The sequence below is a fragment of the Arthrobacter alpinus genome, from assembly GCF_001445575.1.
In the GTDB taxonomy this organism is placed as follows: domain Bacteria; phylum Actinomycetota; class Actinomycetes; order Actinomycetales; family Micrococcaceae; genus Specibacter; species Specibacter alpinus_C.
Window position 1 is genome coordinate 1332630 of sequence record NZ_CP013200.1, and the last position, 15159, is coordinate 1347788.

10 protein-coding genes and 1 pseudogene are annotated in these 15159 nt (G+C 60.6%); 6 read left to right on the forward strand and 5 right to left on the reverse strand.

Going from position 1 to position 15159, the window contains the following annotated elements; translation table 11 throughout:
* Positions 1-154: 154 nt before the first annotated feature.
* A pseudogene (locus AS189_RS05920) lies at positions 155-2064 on the forward strand (glycoside hydrolase family 2 protein).
* Between the two features lie 114 nt (positions 2065-2178).
* Here the strand turns inward: AS189_RS05920 and AS189_RS05925 are convergent.
* Positions 2179-2847: a GAP family protein gene (locus tag AS189_RS05925; RefSeq protein WP_062286735.1), complete on the reverse strand. Its 669-nt coding sequence runs from the start codon at positions 2845-2847 to the stop codon at positions 2179-2181.
* A gap of 249 nt (positions 2848-3096) precedes the next feature.
* On the opposite strand from AS189_RS05925, the gene AS189_RS05930 reads away from it, so the two are divergent.
* Entirely contained in the window at positions 3097-3471 is a 375-nt protein-coding gene (locus AS189_RS05930; protein WP_062286736.1) for a hypothetical protein, read from the forward strand.
* A gap of 117 nt (positions 3472-3588) precedes the next feature.
* Here the strand turns inward: AS189_RS05930 and AS189_RS05935 are convergent, their stop codons facing one another.
* Both AS189_RS05935 and AS189_RS05940 read right to left on the reverse strand, forming a co-directional pair.
* On the reverse strand, positions 3589-4575 hold the full coding sequence (locus tag AS189_RS05935; protein WP_062286737.1) for a diaminopimelate dehydrogenase: 987 nt from the start codon (positions 4573-4575) through the stop codon (positions 3589-3591).
* A gap of 106 nt (positions 4576-4681) precedes the next feature.
* Entirely contained in the window at positions 4682-5428 is a 747-nt protein-coding gene (locus tag AS189_RS05940) for a dienelactone hydrolase family protein (protein ID WP_082634103.1), read from the reverse strand.
* Between the two features lie 213 nt (positions 5429-5641).
* Here AS189_RS05940 and AS189_RS05945 point away from each other — a divergent pair, with 213 nt between their 5' ends.
* The 4 genes from AS189_RS05945 to AS189_RS05960 all read left to right on the forward strand — a co-directional run bounded on the left by AS189_RS05945 (position 5642) and on the right by AS189_RS05960 (position 12522).
* Positions 5642-7231, forward strand: coding sequence for an ABC-F family ATP-binding cassette domain-containing protein (locus AS189_RS05945; protein ID WP_062286739.1), 1590 nt, complete (start codon positions 5642-5644; stop codon positions 7229-7231).
* 263 nt (positions 7232-7494) lie between these two features.
* On the forward strand, positions 7495-9996 hold the full coding sequence (locus tag AS189_RS05950) for an HNH endonuclease signature motif containing protein (protein WP_129587170.1): 2502 nt from the start codon (positions 7495-7497) through the stop codon (positions 9994-9996).
* Positions 9997-10380: 384 nt separating this feature from the next.
* Positions 10381-12189: a penicillin-binding transpeptidase domain-containing protein gene (locus AS189_RS05955; protein WP_160320795.1), complete on the forward strand. Its 1809-nt coding sequence runs from the start codon at positions 10381-10383 to the stop codon at positions 12187-12189.
* A 51-nt stretch (positions 12190-12240) separates the two neighbouring features.
* On the forward strand, positions 12241-12522 hold the full coding sequence (locus AS189_RS05960; RefSeq protein ID WP_062286742.1) for a DivIVA domain-containing protein: 282 nt from the start codon (positions 12241-12243) through the stop codon (positions 12520-12522).
* Between the two features lie 33 nt (positions 12523-12555).
* Here the strand turns inward: AS189_RS05960 and AS189_RS05965 are convergent, their stop codons facing one another.
* Both AS189_RS05965 and AS189_RS05970 read right to left on the reverse strand, forming a co-directional pair.
* Positions 12556-14193 (reverse strand): ABC transporter permease, encoded by a 1638-nt coding sequence (locus AS189_RS05965; RefSeq protein WP_062286743.1) that lies wholly within the window; start codon positions 14191-14193, stop codon positions 12556-12558.
* A complete protein-coding gene (locus AS189_RS05970) occupies positions 14190-15152 on the reverse strand; it encodes an ABC transporter ATP-binding protein (RefSeq protein WP_062286744.1) in 963 nt (320 codons plus the stop codon). The genes AS189_RS05965 and AS189_RS05970 overlap by 4 nt, the downstream gene beginning before the upstream one ends.
* Positions 15153-15159: the final 7 nt, after the last annotated feature.

Genomic DNA, 15159 nt, shown 5'->3' on the forward strand with positions numbered 1-15159 from the left:
GTGACTGCACCCGGTGTTGCTCACTATCGCTGTTGGTCTTCCGCTCAGCCCCGGACTGCGTTTCTAACGTTGCAAATTGACTCATGATGCGGTTCACTGGACTAATCATTTAGTTTCGACCTTGAAGGACTAGACCGTGACAGACCAAAATGCATTGGCCACAGCACTGCCCAAGCCCGAACATCCGCGCCCGCAGCTGGTCCGCGAGAACTGGGTCAATTTGAATGGTGCATGGGGTTTTGAGATCGACGCGGGGGACTCGGGGCTGGAGCGAGGGCTGCGTACCCGTGAGCTCGGTTCAGAGATCCTGGTGCCCTTTGCCCCGGAAACGAAGCTTTCCGGCGTCGAGCATGTGGACTTCATGGAGGCCGTTTGGTACCGGCGCACAGTAATCATCCCGGCCGAGTGGGCCGGCAAGCGCGCAATTTTGCACTTTGGCGCCGTCGACCATGACACCACTGTGTGGGTCAACGATGTCGAAGTGGCGCGTCACCGTGGCGGCTTCACACCTTTCAGCGCCGATCTGCACGGCGTGGCCGAAGCTGGGACCGAGGCCACCATTGTGGTCCGGGCACGGGATTCTCGGCACGAGATGCAGGCCCGCGGCAAGCAGGCCACCTGGTACAACAACACTCACTGCCAGTACACCCGCACCACGGGCATTTGGCAGACGGTGTGGATGGAGGCCGTGCCCGAGGTTCACATCCGGCGTCTGCGCATGACCCCTAACTTGGCCACTTCGAGCCTCACCGTAGAAGTTCCGCTGAGCCAAAACCGGGCTGGCCACGTGGTGCAGGTGGTGCTCGGTGGCGAGGACGGCTTCGAACTCACCGCCCTCTCGGCGGCGGACCTTGATCTAGCGCCGTCGGTGCATCTGGCTATTCCTGCAGGCAATCTGCGTCCCTGGTCAGTTGAAGACCCATATCTCTATGATCTTGAAGTGAACATCCTGGACCGGGACGGGGTCGTAGTGGACCATGTCCAAAGCTACGCCGCCGTTCGATCGGTCGCACTGGATGGAAAAACAGTCCGCATCAACGGCAAAGCCGTCTTCCAGAGACTGATTCTGGACCAGGGCTACTGGCCTGATTCGCTGATGACATCACCGGATGACGCAGCATTGGTTCGGGACATTGAGCTGTCCATGTCCGCAGGATTCAACGGCGCACGCCTGCACGAGAAGGTGTTCGAGGAACGATTCCTTTTCCACGCAGACCGCATGGGGTACTTGGTGTGGGGCGAATTTGGTGACTGGGGTGTCTCCGGTGCGGGAACCGTTGGCCACAACCAGGCACCGAGCTCCAGCTTTGTGGCGCAATGGTTGGAGGCACTGCAGCGGGACTTCAACCACCCATCCATCATTGGCTGGTGCCCGTTGAACGAGACCCACCAAGTGCTCCATGACCGCATCACTGTCTTGGATGACGTCACGCACGCCATGTATTTGGCCACGAAACTGGCCGATCCCACCCGCCCGGTCATTGACGCTTCAGGTTACGCGCACAGGGTTCGCCAAGCGGACATCTACGATTCCCACTCTTACGAGCAGAATCCAGAAAAGTTCCGTCTGGAGCAGGCGGGTCTTGCCGATGACAAGCCGTACTTAAACCTCAGTTTCCAGAAGGAAACTGTCTCCATTCCCTACGCCGGTCAACCCTTCTTTGTCTCCGAATTCGGTGGTATCTGGTGGAATGAGGAGGAAGCCGCGCGAGCAGCGCAGAATGCGGCGGCCAATGCAGCGGCAGCAATTTCCTACGGTGATCGGGAAGGCGACCTGCAAACAGGAGTGCATGTGGCTGGCGCAGACTTGGCAGAATCGTGGGTTATGGCGAACGCGTCGCCAATGTTGAGCAATTCCACGCCAGGTTCAAGGGACTCTGCGATGTCCTGCTCGATGATCCAAACATGTTTGGCTACTGCTACACACAGCTGACGGACGTGTTCCAGGAGAAGAACGGTCTGTTCAACTTCGATCGAAGCACCAAGCTCGACGTCGAACGGTTACGTTCGGTGCAGGCGCGGCCGGCCGCCATTGAATTACTGGATGCAAGCCTGGTCAAGTAACCCATAAAGGTTTCGTGCCCAGTTTTGTGGGTACTGAAACAACACTTTCGCCCACGGCCCACAGAAACGAGGTCGTGGGCGAAAGCGTTCTTTGATGGATGAATTCCAGATTTACTAGAAGCTGCCGATTCCGTTGCCGATCAGGATGAACCCGAACACAACGAGCAGCAGGCCGGTCATGACCGAATGGTTCACCTGCAGCCACTCCATGACGGCGCGCAGCGGTACAGCCACCTTCCGCGGCGCAAAGAGGTAGGCCGTAACGGGCACCAGCACCGTCAAGGAGGCCAGCACGATGTACGCGAGCATGGCCCAAAATTCGGCACCCGGCTCCAGGGCAGCGGCACCGATGGCGACACCCGCTGCGGCAGTAATGGCAAAGTTCTTGGGGTTGGCGGCCGAGAGAGTCAGCCCCATGACCGCGCTCCGCCCTGGTGAGTAGCTGCTGGCGGAGGCCATCCAGCGGGGGAGGGGCCCGGCGTCGTTCTTCACAAAGCGCTTGGTGAACTTCCGTGCTGCCATGACCAGCAGGAAGACGCCGAGGATGATCCGCAGGACACCCGCCACCGGGCCCGGGTCGGAGCCGGTGCCGTCAAGGAGGTCAATGGCGAAGGTTAGGACGGCGACGATCACCGCCAGCCCCGCCACCCAGCCGCCCAGGAACGCCAAGCCGTTGGCGCGCGGGCGGACCGATCCAAGAAGTAGCACAATCATGATGACGGGAAACGGGCTCAGAGCCACGCCCAAGCTGAGAGGGAGGATACTTCCTATGACGTCGTTCATGGCGGCTTTCCGTGGTCCAGTGTGGTGCCCAAAGTATTTCACAGGACGGAGGGGCGCCATGGCATGGGGAGTAGTCCCCGTCGACCAGTGAGGTGACTGGATATAAGGTTAAAAGTAATCGCATGAAAGTCAACATTGGGTGGAGATGATGGTGGAATTTCTTAGGGCCGATATTGACGATCTCCGAGCGTTTGCGGCAGATCTGTCCGTGGCCACTGACAAGATTTTGCACGCCAGCATTGTTGCCAAATGAATACCCGGTCCACCGTATATTCAATCCTCGCCACACTCCTGCTGGCCCTGCCCTTGGTGTCAGCCTGCAGCGCTGTTCCCGGGCCAGAACCCACCACCACAAAGGACTCCACCATGAGTACTGACCAAACCTGCGCCGGAACCGGTCAATATAAGGTCATTACATCCGCCGTGGGGCCGTTTCCCGGTTTTCCCCAGTCGTCTCTGGGGGCTGGATACACTCCTGAGATGGGACTCGTGGGAACCAAAGCTGATGCCGATGTGCCCACCGTCAGCGTCATGGTGTGGGCGGTTGAGCCCAAACCGTCCGTCGATGAAACGTTCAGGAACCTGGCACTTGGGGATGAATTGTCTTTCAGGGGTACACGATGAAGGTGACCTCAATTTGCTCCGACAACGCCCATTTCGATCTGGTGTCCCAAGCTGAATAGTAAGTACGACGGCGGCTGGAGCGTTGGCGCCAACTCGCCAGCCGCCGTCGTGGTTCAGTTAGAGCAGTTCTTTGCGCAGCTCTGCAGCCGACTTGGGGGAGAGTAGTCCGGGGGCCACGTCGAACACGGTTTTGGCGCCGAACTGGCCCGTAGCGTTCATGCGGTGCACGGCGCGGGCGTAGGCCACCAGCACGCTGGAGGTGAATTCCGGGTTGCTCTCCAGCGCTAGGGAATACTCGATGACCTGAGAGTGCCCGTCCGTGGTGTTCCCGCTGCGAATGACAAAACCGCCGTGCGGCATGGCTGCGTGATCGCGGGTCAATTCCTCGGCTGTAATGACGTGGACGGTGGTGTGGTACTGGTCAAAGTAGTGCGGCATGCCCACGATCTCGGCGCGCACGGCATCCTCGGAAGCGCCGTCTTCGAGCACCACGAAGCACTCGCGCGTGTGCTTCTGGCGTGTGGTCAGCTCGGGGCGCGAGCCGCTACGGACCTGATCAATGGCGGTCTGGGACGGCAGCGTGTACTGCACGCCGCCAGCAACCCCATCCACGCGACGGATAGCGTCCGAGTGGCCCTGGCTCAGCCCGCGGCCCCAGAACGTGTAGGTGTCGCCGTCGGGCAGGAGCGCCTCGCCGTAAACACGGTTGATGGAGAACATTCCAGGGTCCCAACCAGCGGAAATCAGCGCGGTCTTGTTGTTGGCTTGCGCGGGCGCATCCACGGCGGCGAAGTACTCCGGGATGCGTGCGTGAGTGTCGAAACTGTCCACTGTATTAAACAGTGCAGCCAATGCAGGGCCCTGCTCTGGCAGGTCCGACTTTGAGCCGCCGCACAGGATGAGCACGTCAACCTGATCTGCATGGCTATCCAGATCATCCATGGAGAACACTTGCGCTCCGGCATTGAGTGGCGTCAGCTCAGAGGGGTTGCGGCGGGTGTAAATGCCCACAAGCTCCATGTCCGCGTTCTTGGCAATGGCTGCCTCGACTCCGCGGCCCAAGTTTCCGTAGCCTGCAATTCCAAGGCGAATTGTCGCGCTCATGTGTTCTCCATCCAATGGTCGATCGACAGTAGCCCGCAACGCGGCTGCTGTCTCCAACCCACTACGGTACCGTCTGCCACCGCAACGCTGAATAAGGAAGTGACCGCTAAGGCCGAATGAGCTGCTGTTCCAAGAACTCTAAGGTCAAACTCCAGGCGGCGAGTGCTGGTCCTTCTCGGTAAACAGTGGGATTGGTGTCATTGAAGAAGGCATGTCCAGCCTCCGGGAAAACCGTGGGGCGGAAGTCGATGTTGGCATCCTGCATCTTGGTGGTGAGATCCGGCAGAGCATCCATGAGCGCGGTGTCGTTCGCCCCGTAGAAAGCTAGGATTGGGCAACTTATGCTGGCGAGGTCTTCGGGCGAGTAATTGGCATGGCCATAGAACGGGACTGCCGCTGCGAGTCGAGGCTCCGCCGCCGCCAAAGAGAATGCGTAGGTCCCGCCAAAACAGAATCCCACCACGGCCGTCCGGTCCGTGCCCTCTGATGTTGCGTTCAAATAGTCAAAGACAACTGCAACGCCTGCTTTCGTCCTTGCAGCCATTTCCGGGGAATTCATGGGTGCGGTGGCAGCCCGGATGAGCGGCTGCACCTCCGCCTGGGCCGCAGGATCCGCGCGGCGTTCACCCAATTCCGCTAGCAGCACAGCGTCTAGGCCCGCCAAGCCCATCAGATCCGGGGCCACAGCGAGGTAGCCAGCAGCGGCAAATCTGTCCGCAATGTCCCTCGTGTGCGGATTCAGCCCCCAAATCTCATGAATCACTAGCACCGCGCCCCGAGCCTGGCCCTGAGGTTCCGAACGGTACCCCTGAAACGCTTGACCCGCGGCCTCAAAATCAATCATTGTTCCCATGCCCTAAGACTTGCACGCCTTGAGGTGAGGTGCCAGAGGTAAATTCTGCAGCCAAGTGCAAGGTGGGGTTGGGTACGGAGGGCGAGTGCCGCCGTCGTACTTCTAAAGAGAAGGTGCGACGGCGGCACCCGCCACCGCGGCCACCTCACCTGCCGGTAAACTGGGCGTGGGTGTTTTCCGTGCCCCATCTCCCGCAACAAAAGGACCACACCCATGAGCTTGATCCGCCTCAATGACGTTTCCGTGCGCTTCGACAAAGTCCAGGTGCTGCGCGAGGCGTTCTTCAAACTCGAGGCGGGGGACCGGGTGGGCCTGATTGGGCGCAACGGCTCCGGAAAGTCCACGCTGCTCAAGCTCGTCATGGACCAGGTTGAGCCGGATACTGGCACGGTGAGCGTGGAACTCGGCACCAAAATTGGCTACTTCTCACAGTTCTCCGAGCTGAACGGGGCGCAGACCATCCTCGAAGTGCTCGAAGAAGTCTTCGCGCATGTGAAGGAGATTGAGGCCGAGCTCGCTGAGATTGACGCGGCGCTCGCGGTCGATCAGTCCGAGTCCGAGATGGACCGGCTCATTCACCGCCAGTCCGAGCTCTTTGCCGACATGGATCGTCTTGACGGCTGGGACTACCAGCGTTCCATCGACAAGGTCCTGACCACGCTCGGCTTCAACGAGGCCCACCGCGTGTGCGCCATCGACGAGCTCTCCGGCGGCTGGCGCAACCGTGCCGCGCTGGCCAAGATTCTGCTTGAGGCACCCGATGTCCTGCTGCTCGATGAGCCCACCAACTACCTTGACGTGGCCGGCGTGGAATGGCTCGAGAGCTGGTTCAAGAACTTCAAGGGTGCTGCCCTGATCGTCTCCCACGATAGGAAGTTCCTGGACGCGGTGGTCACGCGCATCGTCGAGGTTGAAAACTTCCACCTGCACGAATACCCCGGCAACTTTGGCGAGTATGTGGTGGCCAAGCAGTTCCGCCTCAAGTCCCTGGAAAGCCAGTTCATGCACGAATCCGAGCTGCTGGCGTTTGAAGCCGAGGGAATTTCGGATCGCCGCGAGGCCTCCAAAGCGGCCTCCAAGGGACTCGATTCCAAGCTTTCCAAGATCAAAAAGTCGCGCGCACCGCGTCCCGTGGACAAGATCATCACCGAGATTTACAGCGGTTTGCACGTCAAAGATGTGCTGTGCCGGGTGGAATCTCTGACCAAGTCTTACGGTGACCGCACGTTGTTTAGCGACCTCAGCTTTGAGATTCGCCGGGGCAACCGGATTGTGGTCCTGGGCTCCAACGGCTCGGGAAAGTCCACGCTGCTGCGCGCCCTCACCGGCGAGGAGCCTGCCGATTCCGGCTACGTCACCTGGGCCAAGGGTGGCGGGCTCATCTCCTACAACCAGATTTTGGACGAACTGGACCCCGAAGACACCGTCACCCACGCCGTCAACGCCATGCCCGACAGCCTGGCCCTGACCGCCACGAAGAAGTCCGTCAACCGTTTCCTGGCCATGTTCCAGTTCTCCGAGGCCGATCTCAAACAGCGCATCGGCAACCTCTCCGGTGGTCAGCGCGCCCGCGTCGCCATGGCCCAGTGCCTGCTCTCCGGCGCCTCAGTTTTGGTGCTCGATGAGCCCACCAACCACTTGGATATGTCCAGCACCCAGGTCATGGAACGCGCACTGCTGCACTTCCCGGGCGCCGTCCTCGTGGTCAGCCACGACCGCTTCTTCACCGACAAGATCGCCAATCGCCGCCTCGTCTTCAACCCCGAGGTCCCCGGTGAAGTTGTGGTCCGCGGCGGGCACTAAATAGGGAGTGGAGCCCTTCTTCTGTCCCTTCCTTTTCCCTTGAACCGCTGTTGTCCTGTGATGGACGACGGCGGTTCTTGCGTTAATCCCTTATCAGCTGGCTGTGCTTTTGCGTGGGATGGGGACGGGGCGAGGTGCGATGGTTTGGACGTTCTCTAAAACACCACGCAACACCTTCTCTAACGCATTTTCATACCATACGTGTTAGAAGTTACTTTCTAGTAAGTATTGCGGTTGTATATCGGTGGGTTTAGGCTTGTTGTATGAGTATTCGGGAGGTGTTCCCCGGGGACCGGGATGGTGAGGCTACACAGGATGTAGCTTCACTGCTTGCTGGGATTACTCTTCCTTCTATTGAACCTTTTGGGTCTGACAATGCTGAGCTGGTGGGGTTGCCGGCACTGGCGTTGTACCCGCTCCCGGAACCGGGGTCGGAACTGGGGCTGGTTGTGGAGTCACCGTCGGTGCTGTCTGTTGCTGAGGGGGTTCGTGATGCTGGGGTTGCGGCGTTGGTGGAGTTGAAGCGTCTTGAGGATGCTGTGGCGGGGTGTAAGGCACGGTTGGTGGCCAGGGTTGTTGGGGCGGCTGCGGTTGAGGCATCTGTGTGGGCTTTAGATGGGTTTCAGCGTGGGGTTGCCTCGGCGGGGTTGGCTACAGAGGTCGCGTTCGCGTTGGGGATTCCTGAGCCGAGCGCGGCGTCGTTGCTGGAGCACAGTGTGGTGTTGCTGAGTGAACGTCCCGCGGTGTTGGATGCTCTGGAAGCGGGGGAGCTTTCTTGGCGGCATGCGGTGAGTATTAATGATGAGATCGCGACTTTAGGGTCTATGGGTAGTGCCACGGCCGCCGATGTGGCGGTGTTGGAAGCGCGGTTGTTGTTTCTCGCGCCGGGGACCACAGCGTTTTCGTTTCTGGGTAAGGCTCGTCGGGCGCGGGAGAAGATGTTTCCGGAGAGTATCCCGGTCCGGGTTAAGGAAGCGTTCGCGAAGCGGAAGTTGGTGTGTTCGCTGGGTGCTGATGGGATGGCGTGGTTGGGGTTGCACATGCCGGCGGTGAGTGCTTCAGGGATTTATACGCGGTGTACTCGATTGGCGCGGGCGATTAAAGCTGATGGGGTCCGTGCTCAAGCTGTGGCTGATGCTGCTGGGACGGGTCAGGATTGTCGTGAGCATAGGACACTGGCGCAGTTACGGGCCGATGTTGCCGCGATCCTGCTACTGGGCCAAAACCTTCCGGAATCTGCCACACAGTTACTCAACGACGCCGAAGCTACCCTGCCCACCAACAACCCGGCCAACCCAGAAACCAACCCCGGAACCAGGGCTGGCACGAGCACTGGCACCGGGATTTCAACCAGTCAGAGCGCTGGTGTTGATCGTGGGTCTGGTGTTGGTGTTGATTGTGGGTCTGGTGTTGGTGGTGTTGGCGGGTGGGGTGGGCAGGAGTCTGCTTTCCGAGCCACGGTGCGCCACGACGGACAAGATCCTGAGCCTGATGTACCGCCTTGCTTCGGTAAGCATGCGCCCATAGCTGATACCGCCAAAAATCCTGATGTCGACATAGCTTCTGACACCACGGGCACCAGTACTGGTGTCGTTATCACGTCTGATGCCACCGGGGGCATGGGTGGCAGTGCTCTTGACCTGGACGACGTTCCTGTCTGGGCCACAAGACCAACTCCTACCAGCGGTACCTCACCCAGTGGTGCTTCACCCGGTGGTGTTGCGGCTGGGGGAGTCGCGTCTAGCAGGGCCGGTGGTGAGGGGACACCACTGCCCACCACCAGCCCCGCCGCCCCCGCAACCGATCCCACCGCAGGAATAGTTTCCGCGGATGCTGCTGCCGCCCTCTATTTCGCCAGCGATGATGATCCTGCTGATCCTGTTGATTCAGATGGTCGAAACCTTATTGACCCGGCTGACCCGGCTGACCCGGCTGACCTTATTGACCCGGGTGACCCGGCTGACCTTGTTGACCCGGGTGATGCTGTTGATGTGGTCGGGTTGGTGGGGGATGGTTCTGGGTTGGTGGGTGATGTGGTGGATGGGTTGGTCGAGGATCCGCAGGCGGATTATGAGCAGCAGTTAGTGGAGTTGGCGGCTCATGGTGTGCTGGCTGATCCGCCGCTGCCGGATGCGTTGGTGTTGGTCAAGGTCCCGTTCTTGGGGTTGTTGGGGATCACGGATGAACCAGCAGAGTTGGTGGGGCCTCAGAGTGGTCCTGTTCCAGAGGACGTAGCGAGGAAGTTGTTGAAGAATTGTTCTTCGTTCTTGCGGGTCTTGACTGATCCGATCACGGGGGAGGCGTTGCCGTTGGAGCCGCAACGCTATATTTTGCGGGCGGCGGAACGAGCGGTCTTGCAGGGACTTGCTGGGTGTTGTTATGTACCGAATTGTCCTCATCCGGTGTTGGATACGGAGTTGGATCATTTACGGGCTTTTGAATTTGGTGGGGCCTCGGTGATGGCGAATCTCCGTCCGGCGTGTAAACGCCATCACCTGATGAAGCACTTCAAGGATGATAAGAACCGGCGTGGGCGCCGGCGGTGTATCGATGAGCCTGAACGGCACGGGATCAAGCTCCGTGGCTGGACACCGCAAGCTACCCCGGATGGGCGGATCGGTTGGATTACCCCTGGTGGCAGGTACCGGCCACCACTGAATACCGAACCCGAGCGGCCCGAGTACCCCAAATGGCTCAAAAACCTCATCAACAAAACCACCAAGACCACCAAGACCACCAAGACCACCAAAAAATCAGCAAGCTAAGCCAGCAAGCTAACCCATTCAGACCAAACCACCCCAATCCGCAGCCGGATGGTCAACCACAACTTACGGTGCTGCCTGACTTACGGTGTGGCCACGGACCTCCGTTGGCCGCATGCAGGCTGTACCAGAGGCGCTATCGGTAACAGACGCCCTATCCACAAGGACCAGCTATTTGCCCGCTCCGGGTGGCGACTATAGCGGCCGCCGCAGGGAGCTGTAGGCTGAAACACAAACTACGTCAGGGAGCTCATGTTTCGTCGCATCACAGTTTTGCTGCTCGCACTCAGCCTCGTTGTCGGGGGGACTTCGTGTTCAGCACCTGATGATGGCACATCCACGGCCGATGCCCTCGCCAAGGCACTTACGTCTCACACCGTAGGTGATTTGAGTTTCGACAAACCATCCGCGGATGTGCAAAAAGAGCTCACCGAGATTTCCAAGGGCATCGACCCGGTCTGGCCGACGGTGGCTGTGAGCGGGGTGGCGATCACCAATGACACCGCCCGTGTTTCACTGAATTACACGTGGAAACTGCCGGATGTAGACAAGGTCTGGACCTATGCCACCGGAGCCGACATGAAGCGTGACGGCAAAAACTGGGTCATAACGTGGTCTCCCGAAATGCTCCAGCCCGAGCTCAAACCAGGTGAACGCCTTGCCATCAGCACCACCAATGGAAAGCGCGCGGGAATTCTATCCGCGGATGGCCAAGCCATCGTGAAAGACCGGACGGTGCAAATTGTCGGCATCAACAAAGACGGCCTGACCGATGCACAAGCCGCAGCCTCGGCGAAGGCTCTGGCTGCCGTGCTGGACATTGACTCTGCAGCCTATGCCGCGAAGGTCAAAGCCTACGGAGCCGTCGCATTCGTTGACGCCCTCACCTTGCGTGAGGAGGCTTTCAATGCGCTGGACAAGGACAAGCTCAACGCGGTTGAAGGCATCCTTGTCACTCGAAGCACCATGCCGTTGGCGCCGTCGCGCACCTTTGCATCAGCCATTCTGGGGTCCGTCCATGAGGCAACAGCAGAGGACATCGAGAAGTCTAAGGGCAAGATTATTGCCGGTCAGATCATTGGCTCCGGAGGCTTGCAAGCCGCCTTTGACGCTCAGCTAGCTGGTACTCCGGGCATTACCGTGAGCGCTGTTCCTGCCGCCACCGCGGATACGGCCACTGCCAGCGCTGAGGCAACGGGCGACGCCGGGACCTCGCCCGCCGATGCTGCGGCACCTCCCCGTCCCCTCTTCATCGTCGAGCCGGTGGATGGTAAGGATGTGAAAACAACCTTGGTCCCCGGGATCCAATCCGCTGCCGAATCGGCTCTGGATAGCGTCAAGACCCCCAGCTCCATTGTGGTGATGCGTCCATCCACGGGAGCCATTCTGGCCTCCGCTAACGGCCCCGATAGCGCTGGTTACAACACCGCTTTCCTGGGACAGTACGCGCCCGGTTCAACGTTCAAGATGGCCACCTCGCTTGCGCTGCTCCGCACGGGCATGGGGCCGACGTCGACGGTTAGCTGCACACCAGAATTCACGGCCGACGGCAAGAAGTTCCTCAACGCACCCGGCTACGCGCCTGAGGCGACCGGTGAGGTTTCCTTGACCACCGCCGTCGCCCATTCCTGCAACACGGCCTTCGTTTCACAATTTGAAAAGCTCTCGCAGGACAATCTGGCTGATGCCGCGGGCGCTTTGGGGATCGGTATGGAGAACGATCTGGGTCTGGACGCCTATATGGGCAACGTACCGCGTGACTCCAAGGGAACTGAGCACGCGGCATCACTGATTGGGCAGGGCAAGGTACAGGTCTCACCGCTGGCCATGGCCACCATGATGTCTTCCATGGTCAAGGGAACTGCAGTTACCCCGGTGTTGGTGGACGGGCATGACGGTAAGGCCAAGCTAGCCGCCGGTGCAGCCCTGACCACCAAGGAAGCTGGCGAACTGCGCATCCTGATGCGGGCCGTTGTAACCGATGGTTACTTGTCCACCTTGGCGGACCTGCCCGGTTCCGAAGCGATCGGGAAAACAGGAACGGCAGAATTCGGCACCGACACACCGCCGCGCACTCACTCTTGGGTCATTGCCGCTCAAGGTGACATTGCTGTCGCAGTCTTTGTTGAAGACGGAGATTTGGGTGCCATTACGGGTGGCCCGCTGGCCAAAGCTGCATTGTTGGCGGCAAAATAGCGGCCAGGTCGAGTCAACAAACAAGACTACCCCTAGGCACCCAGGAGAAGTATGCACAGCAACGAACTACCCAAGGTCAAGTTCACCCTCACGCGTTTTCGAGAAGGCTACGATCTAGCTGACGTGGACGCATTCCTCGAGCGTTTGCGCGACACCCTGAGCCAGTGGGAATCCGGACGCCCAGGAGTCATATTGTCCGCAGAAGTGGTGGAGAAGCGATTTGCTGTCACTAAGTTCCGCAATGGCTATGATCAGGATCAAGTGGATAATTTCCTGGACGAGGCCACCATCACATTGGCGGGCTATGAAAAGAATCAAACTCCCGGATACTGACGCTTCTGCGCTGAGGGCGGGCCTGCGCTCAGGCTACGCCGCCGTGAGGTCACGGTTGCGGAAACGCCAGATTCCCAGTGCCCCAAGCACCACGGCGAGCAGGGTCAGCACCGCGAGCGGCAGCATGGCCAGGCTCTCCGCGGGCATGCGGGGTACGGCACCGAACGGGGTCATCTTGATGGCGCCCTCAGACAGCGAGAACAAGGGCCCGAACGTGGCCACCAGCACGGATACGCCGTACACGGCCCAGCTCAGGCTCACGCTCAGCCGGGGCAGGAAGCCGTGCAGGAACAGCAGCGCACCCATCATCAGCAACACGGCCGGCCAGTAGGCAAAGCTTGCTCCGGCTAGGGCGGAGCCGGTTGCGGCACCGTTGGAGGAGATCCCGGTGAGCCAGCCGCCAATCAGCAGCATCACGGCGGAACCTGCCGCGGCCACGGCTATGTGCGCGGCGAGCCAGCGCGTGCGGGCAAGTGAGCCGGCCAGCTGGGACTCGAGCCGTCCCTCGGATTCCTCGGCGCGGGCCCCCGAAAGACTTTGCAGCGCAAACGCCCCGGCCAACATGGCGTTGAACAACACGAAAGTGCCCATGATGCCGTTGAGCATGTTCTGGGTGCCGCCCAGAAATGCCTGGGCATAGGGGTTTGACGGGTCCAACACCGAGGTCATGGCCTTCGCCACACTGCCGAAGAAGAGCCCTGCGACGACCGAGCCCAGCAACCAGGAAACGAGAGTGGCACGTTGCAGGCGCAGGGCCAGCCCAATGGGCGAGGCCAGCAAAGCGGTGGCATTCCCCGGGCCTCGGCGGTCAGGCAGCAGGCCCAGTCCCAAGTCCCGGCGGGATTCAACGCGCAATGCCAGTGCGCAGCAGGCCGCAGCGAAGACCACCAGGGCCAGGAACGGCCACCACATATCCTGCGAGAATGGACGCATGTTTTGGCCCCAGCCAATCGGCGAGAACCAGCTCAGGGCAGTGACCTTGGTGTCCGGGGCATTCACGTCTGCAACGGCCCGGATAAGATAGAAGACTGCCAGCACTGCCACGCCGAGGGAGTTCGCGCCCCGACTGGTGGAACTCAGCTGGCCGCACAGTGCCGAGATGCCGACGAAGGCCAACCCGACGCCGGCTATAGAACCGCCGAGCACCCATGAACCGGCGGCTGGCAGATTGTCGGACAATGCCAGCAGAGTGATCAGCAGGCCAGTGACAGTGCTGAGTCCGCCCACCACGGTGTAGTTGGCCAGGCTGAAGGCATGCCGCCCTAGTGCAGAGCCGCGCAGCAGTTCGGTGCGGCCGGCCTCCTCATCGGCGCGACCGTTGCGGGTCACCAAGAAGATGGCAGCAAAGCCCAAGGCGACGGCGAGGGTCATCCAAATTTTGATCACGAGGATGCCGCCTAGGCTGCCGGCCGCGTAGGGCAGCCCGGTCATTGCGGCAATGGCCGGGGTGTTGGCCACGTTGGCATACGCATCCCTGGCCGCCTGTGTGGGAAAGGCTTCCTGCTGCGAGGAATAGACGATGGGGATCATGAAGGCCAGGGCCAGGGCCCAGATCAGCAGCCGCAGCCAGTTGCGGCGCAAGATGAACCGCACGGACAGGCCGAATCCGGCCAAGGTTCCTGCTGAGGACCCCGCTGCAGCAGCGTGCAGATGCGGAGCCGCGATACTCATCGCGCACCTGCTGCCTGAGCTGCGGCCGTTCCGTTCCCGGCCGAAGCCGGCGTCCCGCTTGCCGACGCAACGCCGCCATAGTGGCGCAGGAACAGGTCCTCCAAAGACGGCGGGTTCGAGACAAGTTGGCGCGGGTTGAACGCGGACAGGGCCGAGAGTACTCTGCCAAGTTCCGCCTCGCCCACAGTGAACGTGGCAAGATTTCCAGCGGCTACGAGTTCGTTCACACCGGGAACCCCCGAAAGAACGGAGGCGTGACGGTCCAGCAGGACCGTCACAACCGTGCGGTGCAGATGCCGGAGCTCGTCGAGCCGCCCGGCCTCCACTGTCCTGCCTTCGCGAATGATAGTGACGGTGTCGCAGAGCTTCTCGACCTCGGCAAAGATGTGGCTGGACAGCAGCACGCTGCGACCATCCGCCTTCACCTCCTGGATGCACTCCGTGAACACCTGCTCCATGAGCGGATCTAGGCCGGATGTGGGCTCATCGAGAATCAGCAGCTCCGCGTTGGAGGCCAGCCCGGCAACGAGGGCAACCTTTTGCCGGTTCCCCTTGGAATAGCTGCGCGCCTTCTTGGTGGGGTCCAGCTCAAACCGCTCCAGCAGAGCGTTGCGCTTTGCATGGTCCACGCCGCCGCGCAGCTTGGAGAGGATGTCGATGGCCTGACCGCCGGTCAGGTTGGGCCACAGGCTGACATCGCCGGGGACGTAGGCAATGCGGCGGTGAAGTTCGACGGCGTCACGCCAGGGATCGCCGCCCAGCAGCCTTGCGGTGCCGCCGTCGGACCTTAAAAGGCCCAACAGGATACGGAGGGTGGTGGACTTCCCGGAGCCGTTTGGCCCGAGGAATCCTGCCACAGTGCCTTCATCCACCCGCAGGTTCAGCCCTGCCAGGGCGCTGGATTTCCCAAAACGCTTGTACAGTCCTGCTACCTCGACTGCCGGAACGGTGGTGGACATGGTGCTT

What these genes read in the sequence shown, in the direction of transcription:
- AS189_RS05925 (WP_062286735.1), bottom strand. Translation starts at nt 2,847, where the DNA reads ATGAACGACGTCATAGGAAGTATCCTCCCTCTCAGCTTGGGCGTGGCT.
- AS189_RS05930 (WP_062286736.1), top strand. Translation starts at nt 3,097, where the DNA reads ATGAATACCCGGTCCACCGTATATTCAATCCTCGCCACACTCCTGCTG.
- AS189_RS05935 (WP_062286737.1), bottom strand. Translation starts at nt 4,575, where the DNA reads ATGAGCGCGACAATTCGCCTTGGAATTGCAGGCTACGGAAACTTGGGC.
- AS189_RS05940 (WP_082634103.1), bottom strand. Translation starts at nt 5,428, where the DNA reads ATGGGAACAATGATTGATTTTGAGGCCGCGGGTCAAGCGTTTCAGGGG.
- AS189_RS05945 (WP_062286739.1), top strand. Translation starts at nt 5,642, where the DNA reads ATGAGCTTGATCCGCCTCAATGACGTTTCCGTGCGCTTCGACAAAGTC.
- AS189_RS05950 (WP_129587170.1), top strand. Translation starts at nt 7,495, where the DNA reads ATGAGTATTCGGGAGGTGTTCCCCGGGGACCGGGATGGTGAGGCTACA.
- AS189_RS05960 (WP_062286742.1), top strand. Translation starts at nt 12,241, where the DNA reads ATGCACAGCAACGAACTACCCAAGGTCAAGTTCACCCTCACGCGTTTT.
- AS189_RS05965 (WP_062286743.1), bottom strand. Translation starts at nt 14,193, where the DNA reads ATGAGTATCGCGGCTCCGCATCTGCACGCTGCTGCAGCGGGGTCCTCA.
- AS189_RS05970 (WP_062286744.1), bottom strand. Translation starts at nt 15,152, where the DNA reads ATGTCCACCACCGTTCCGGCAGTCGAGGTAGCAGGACTGTACAAGCGT.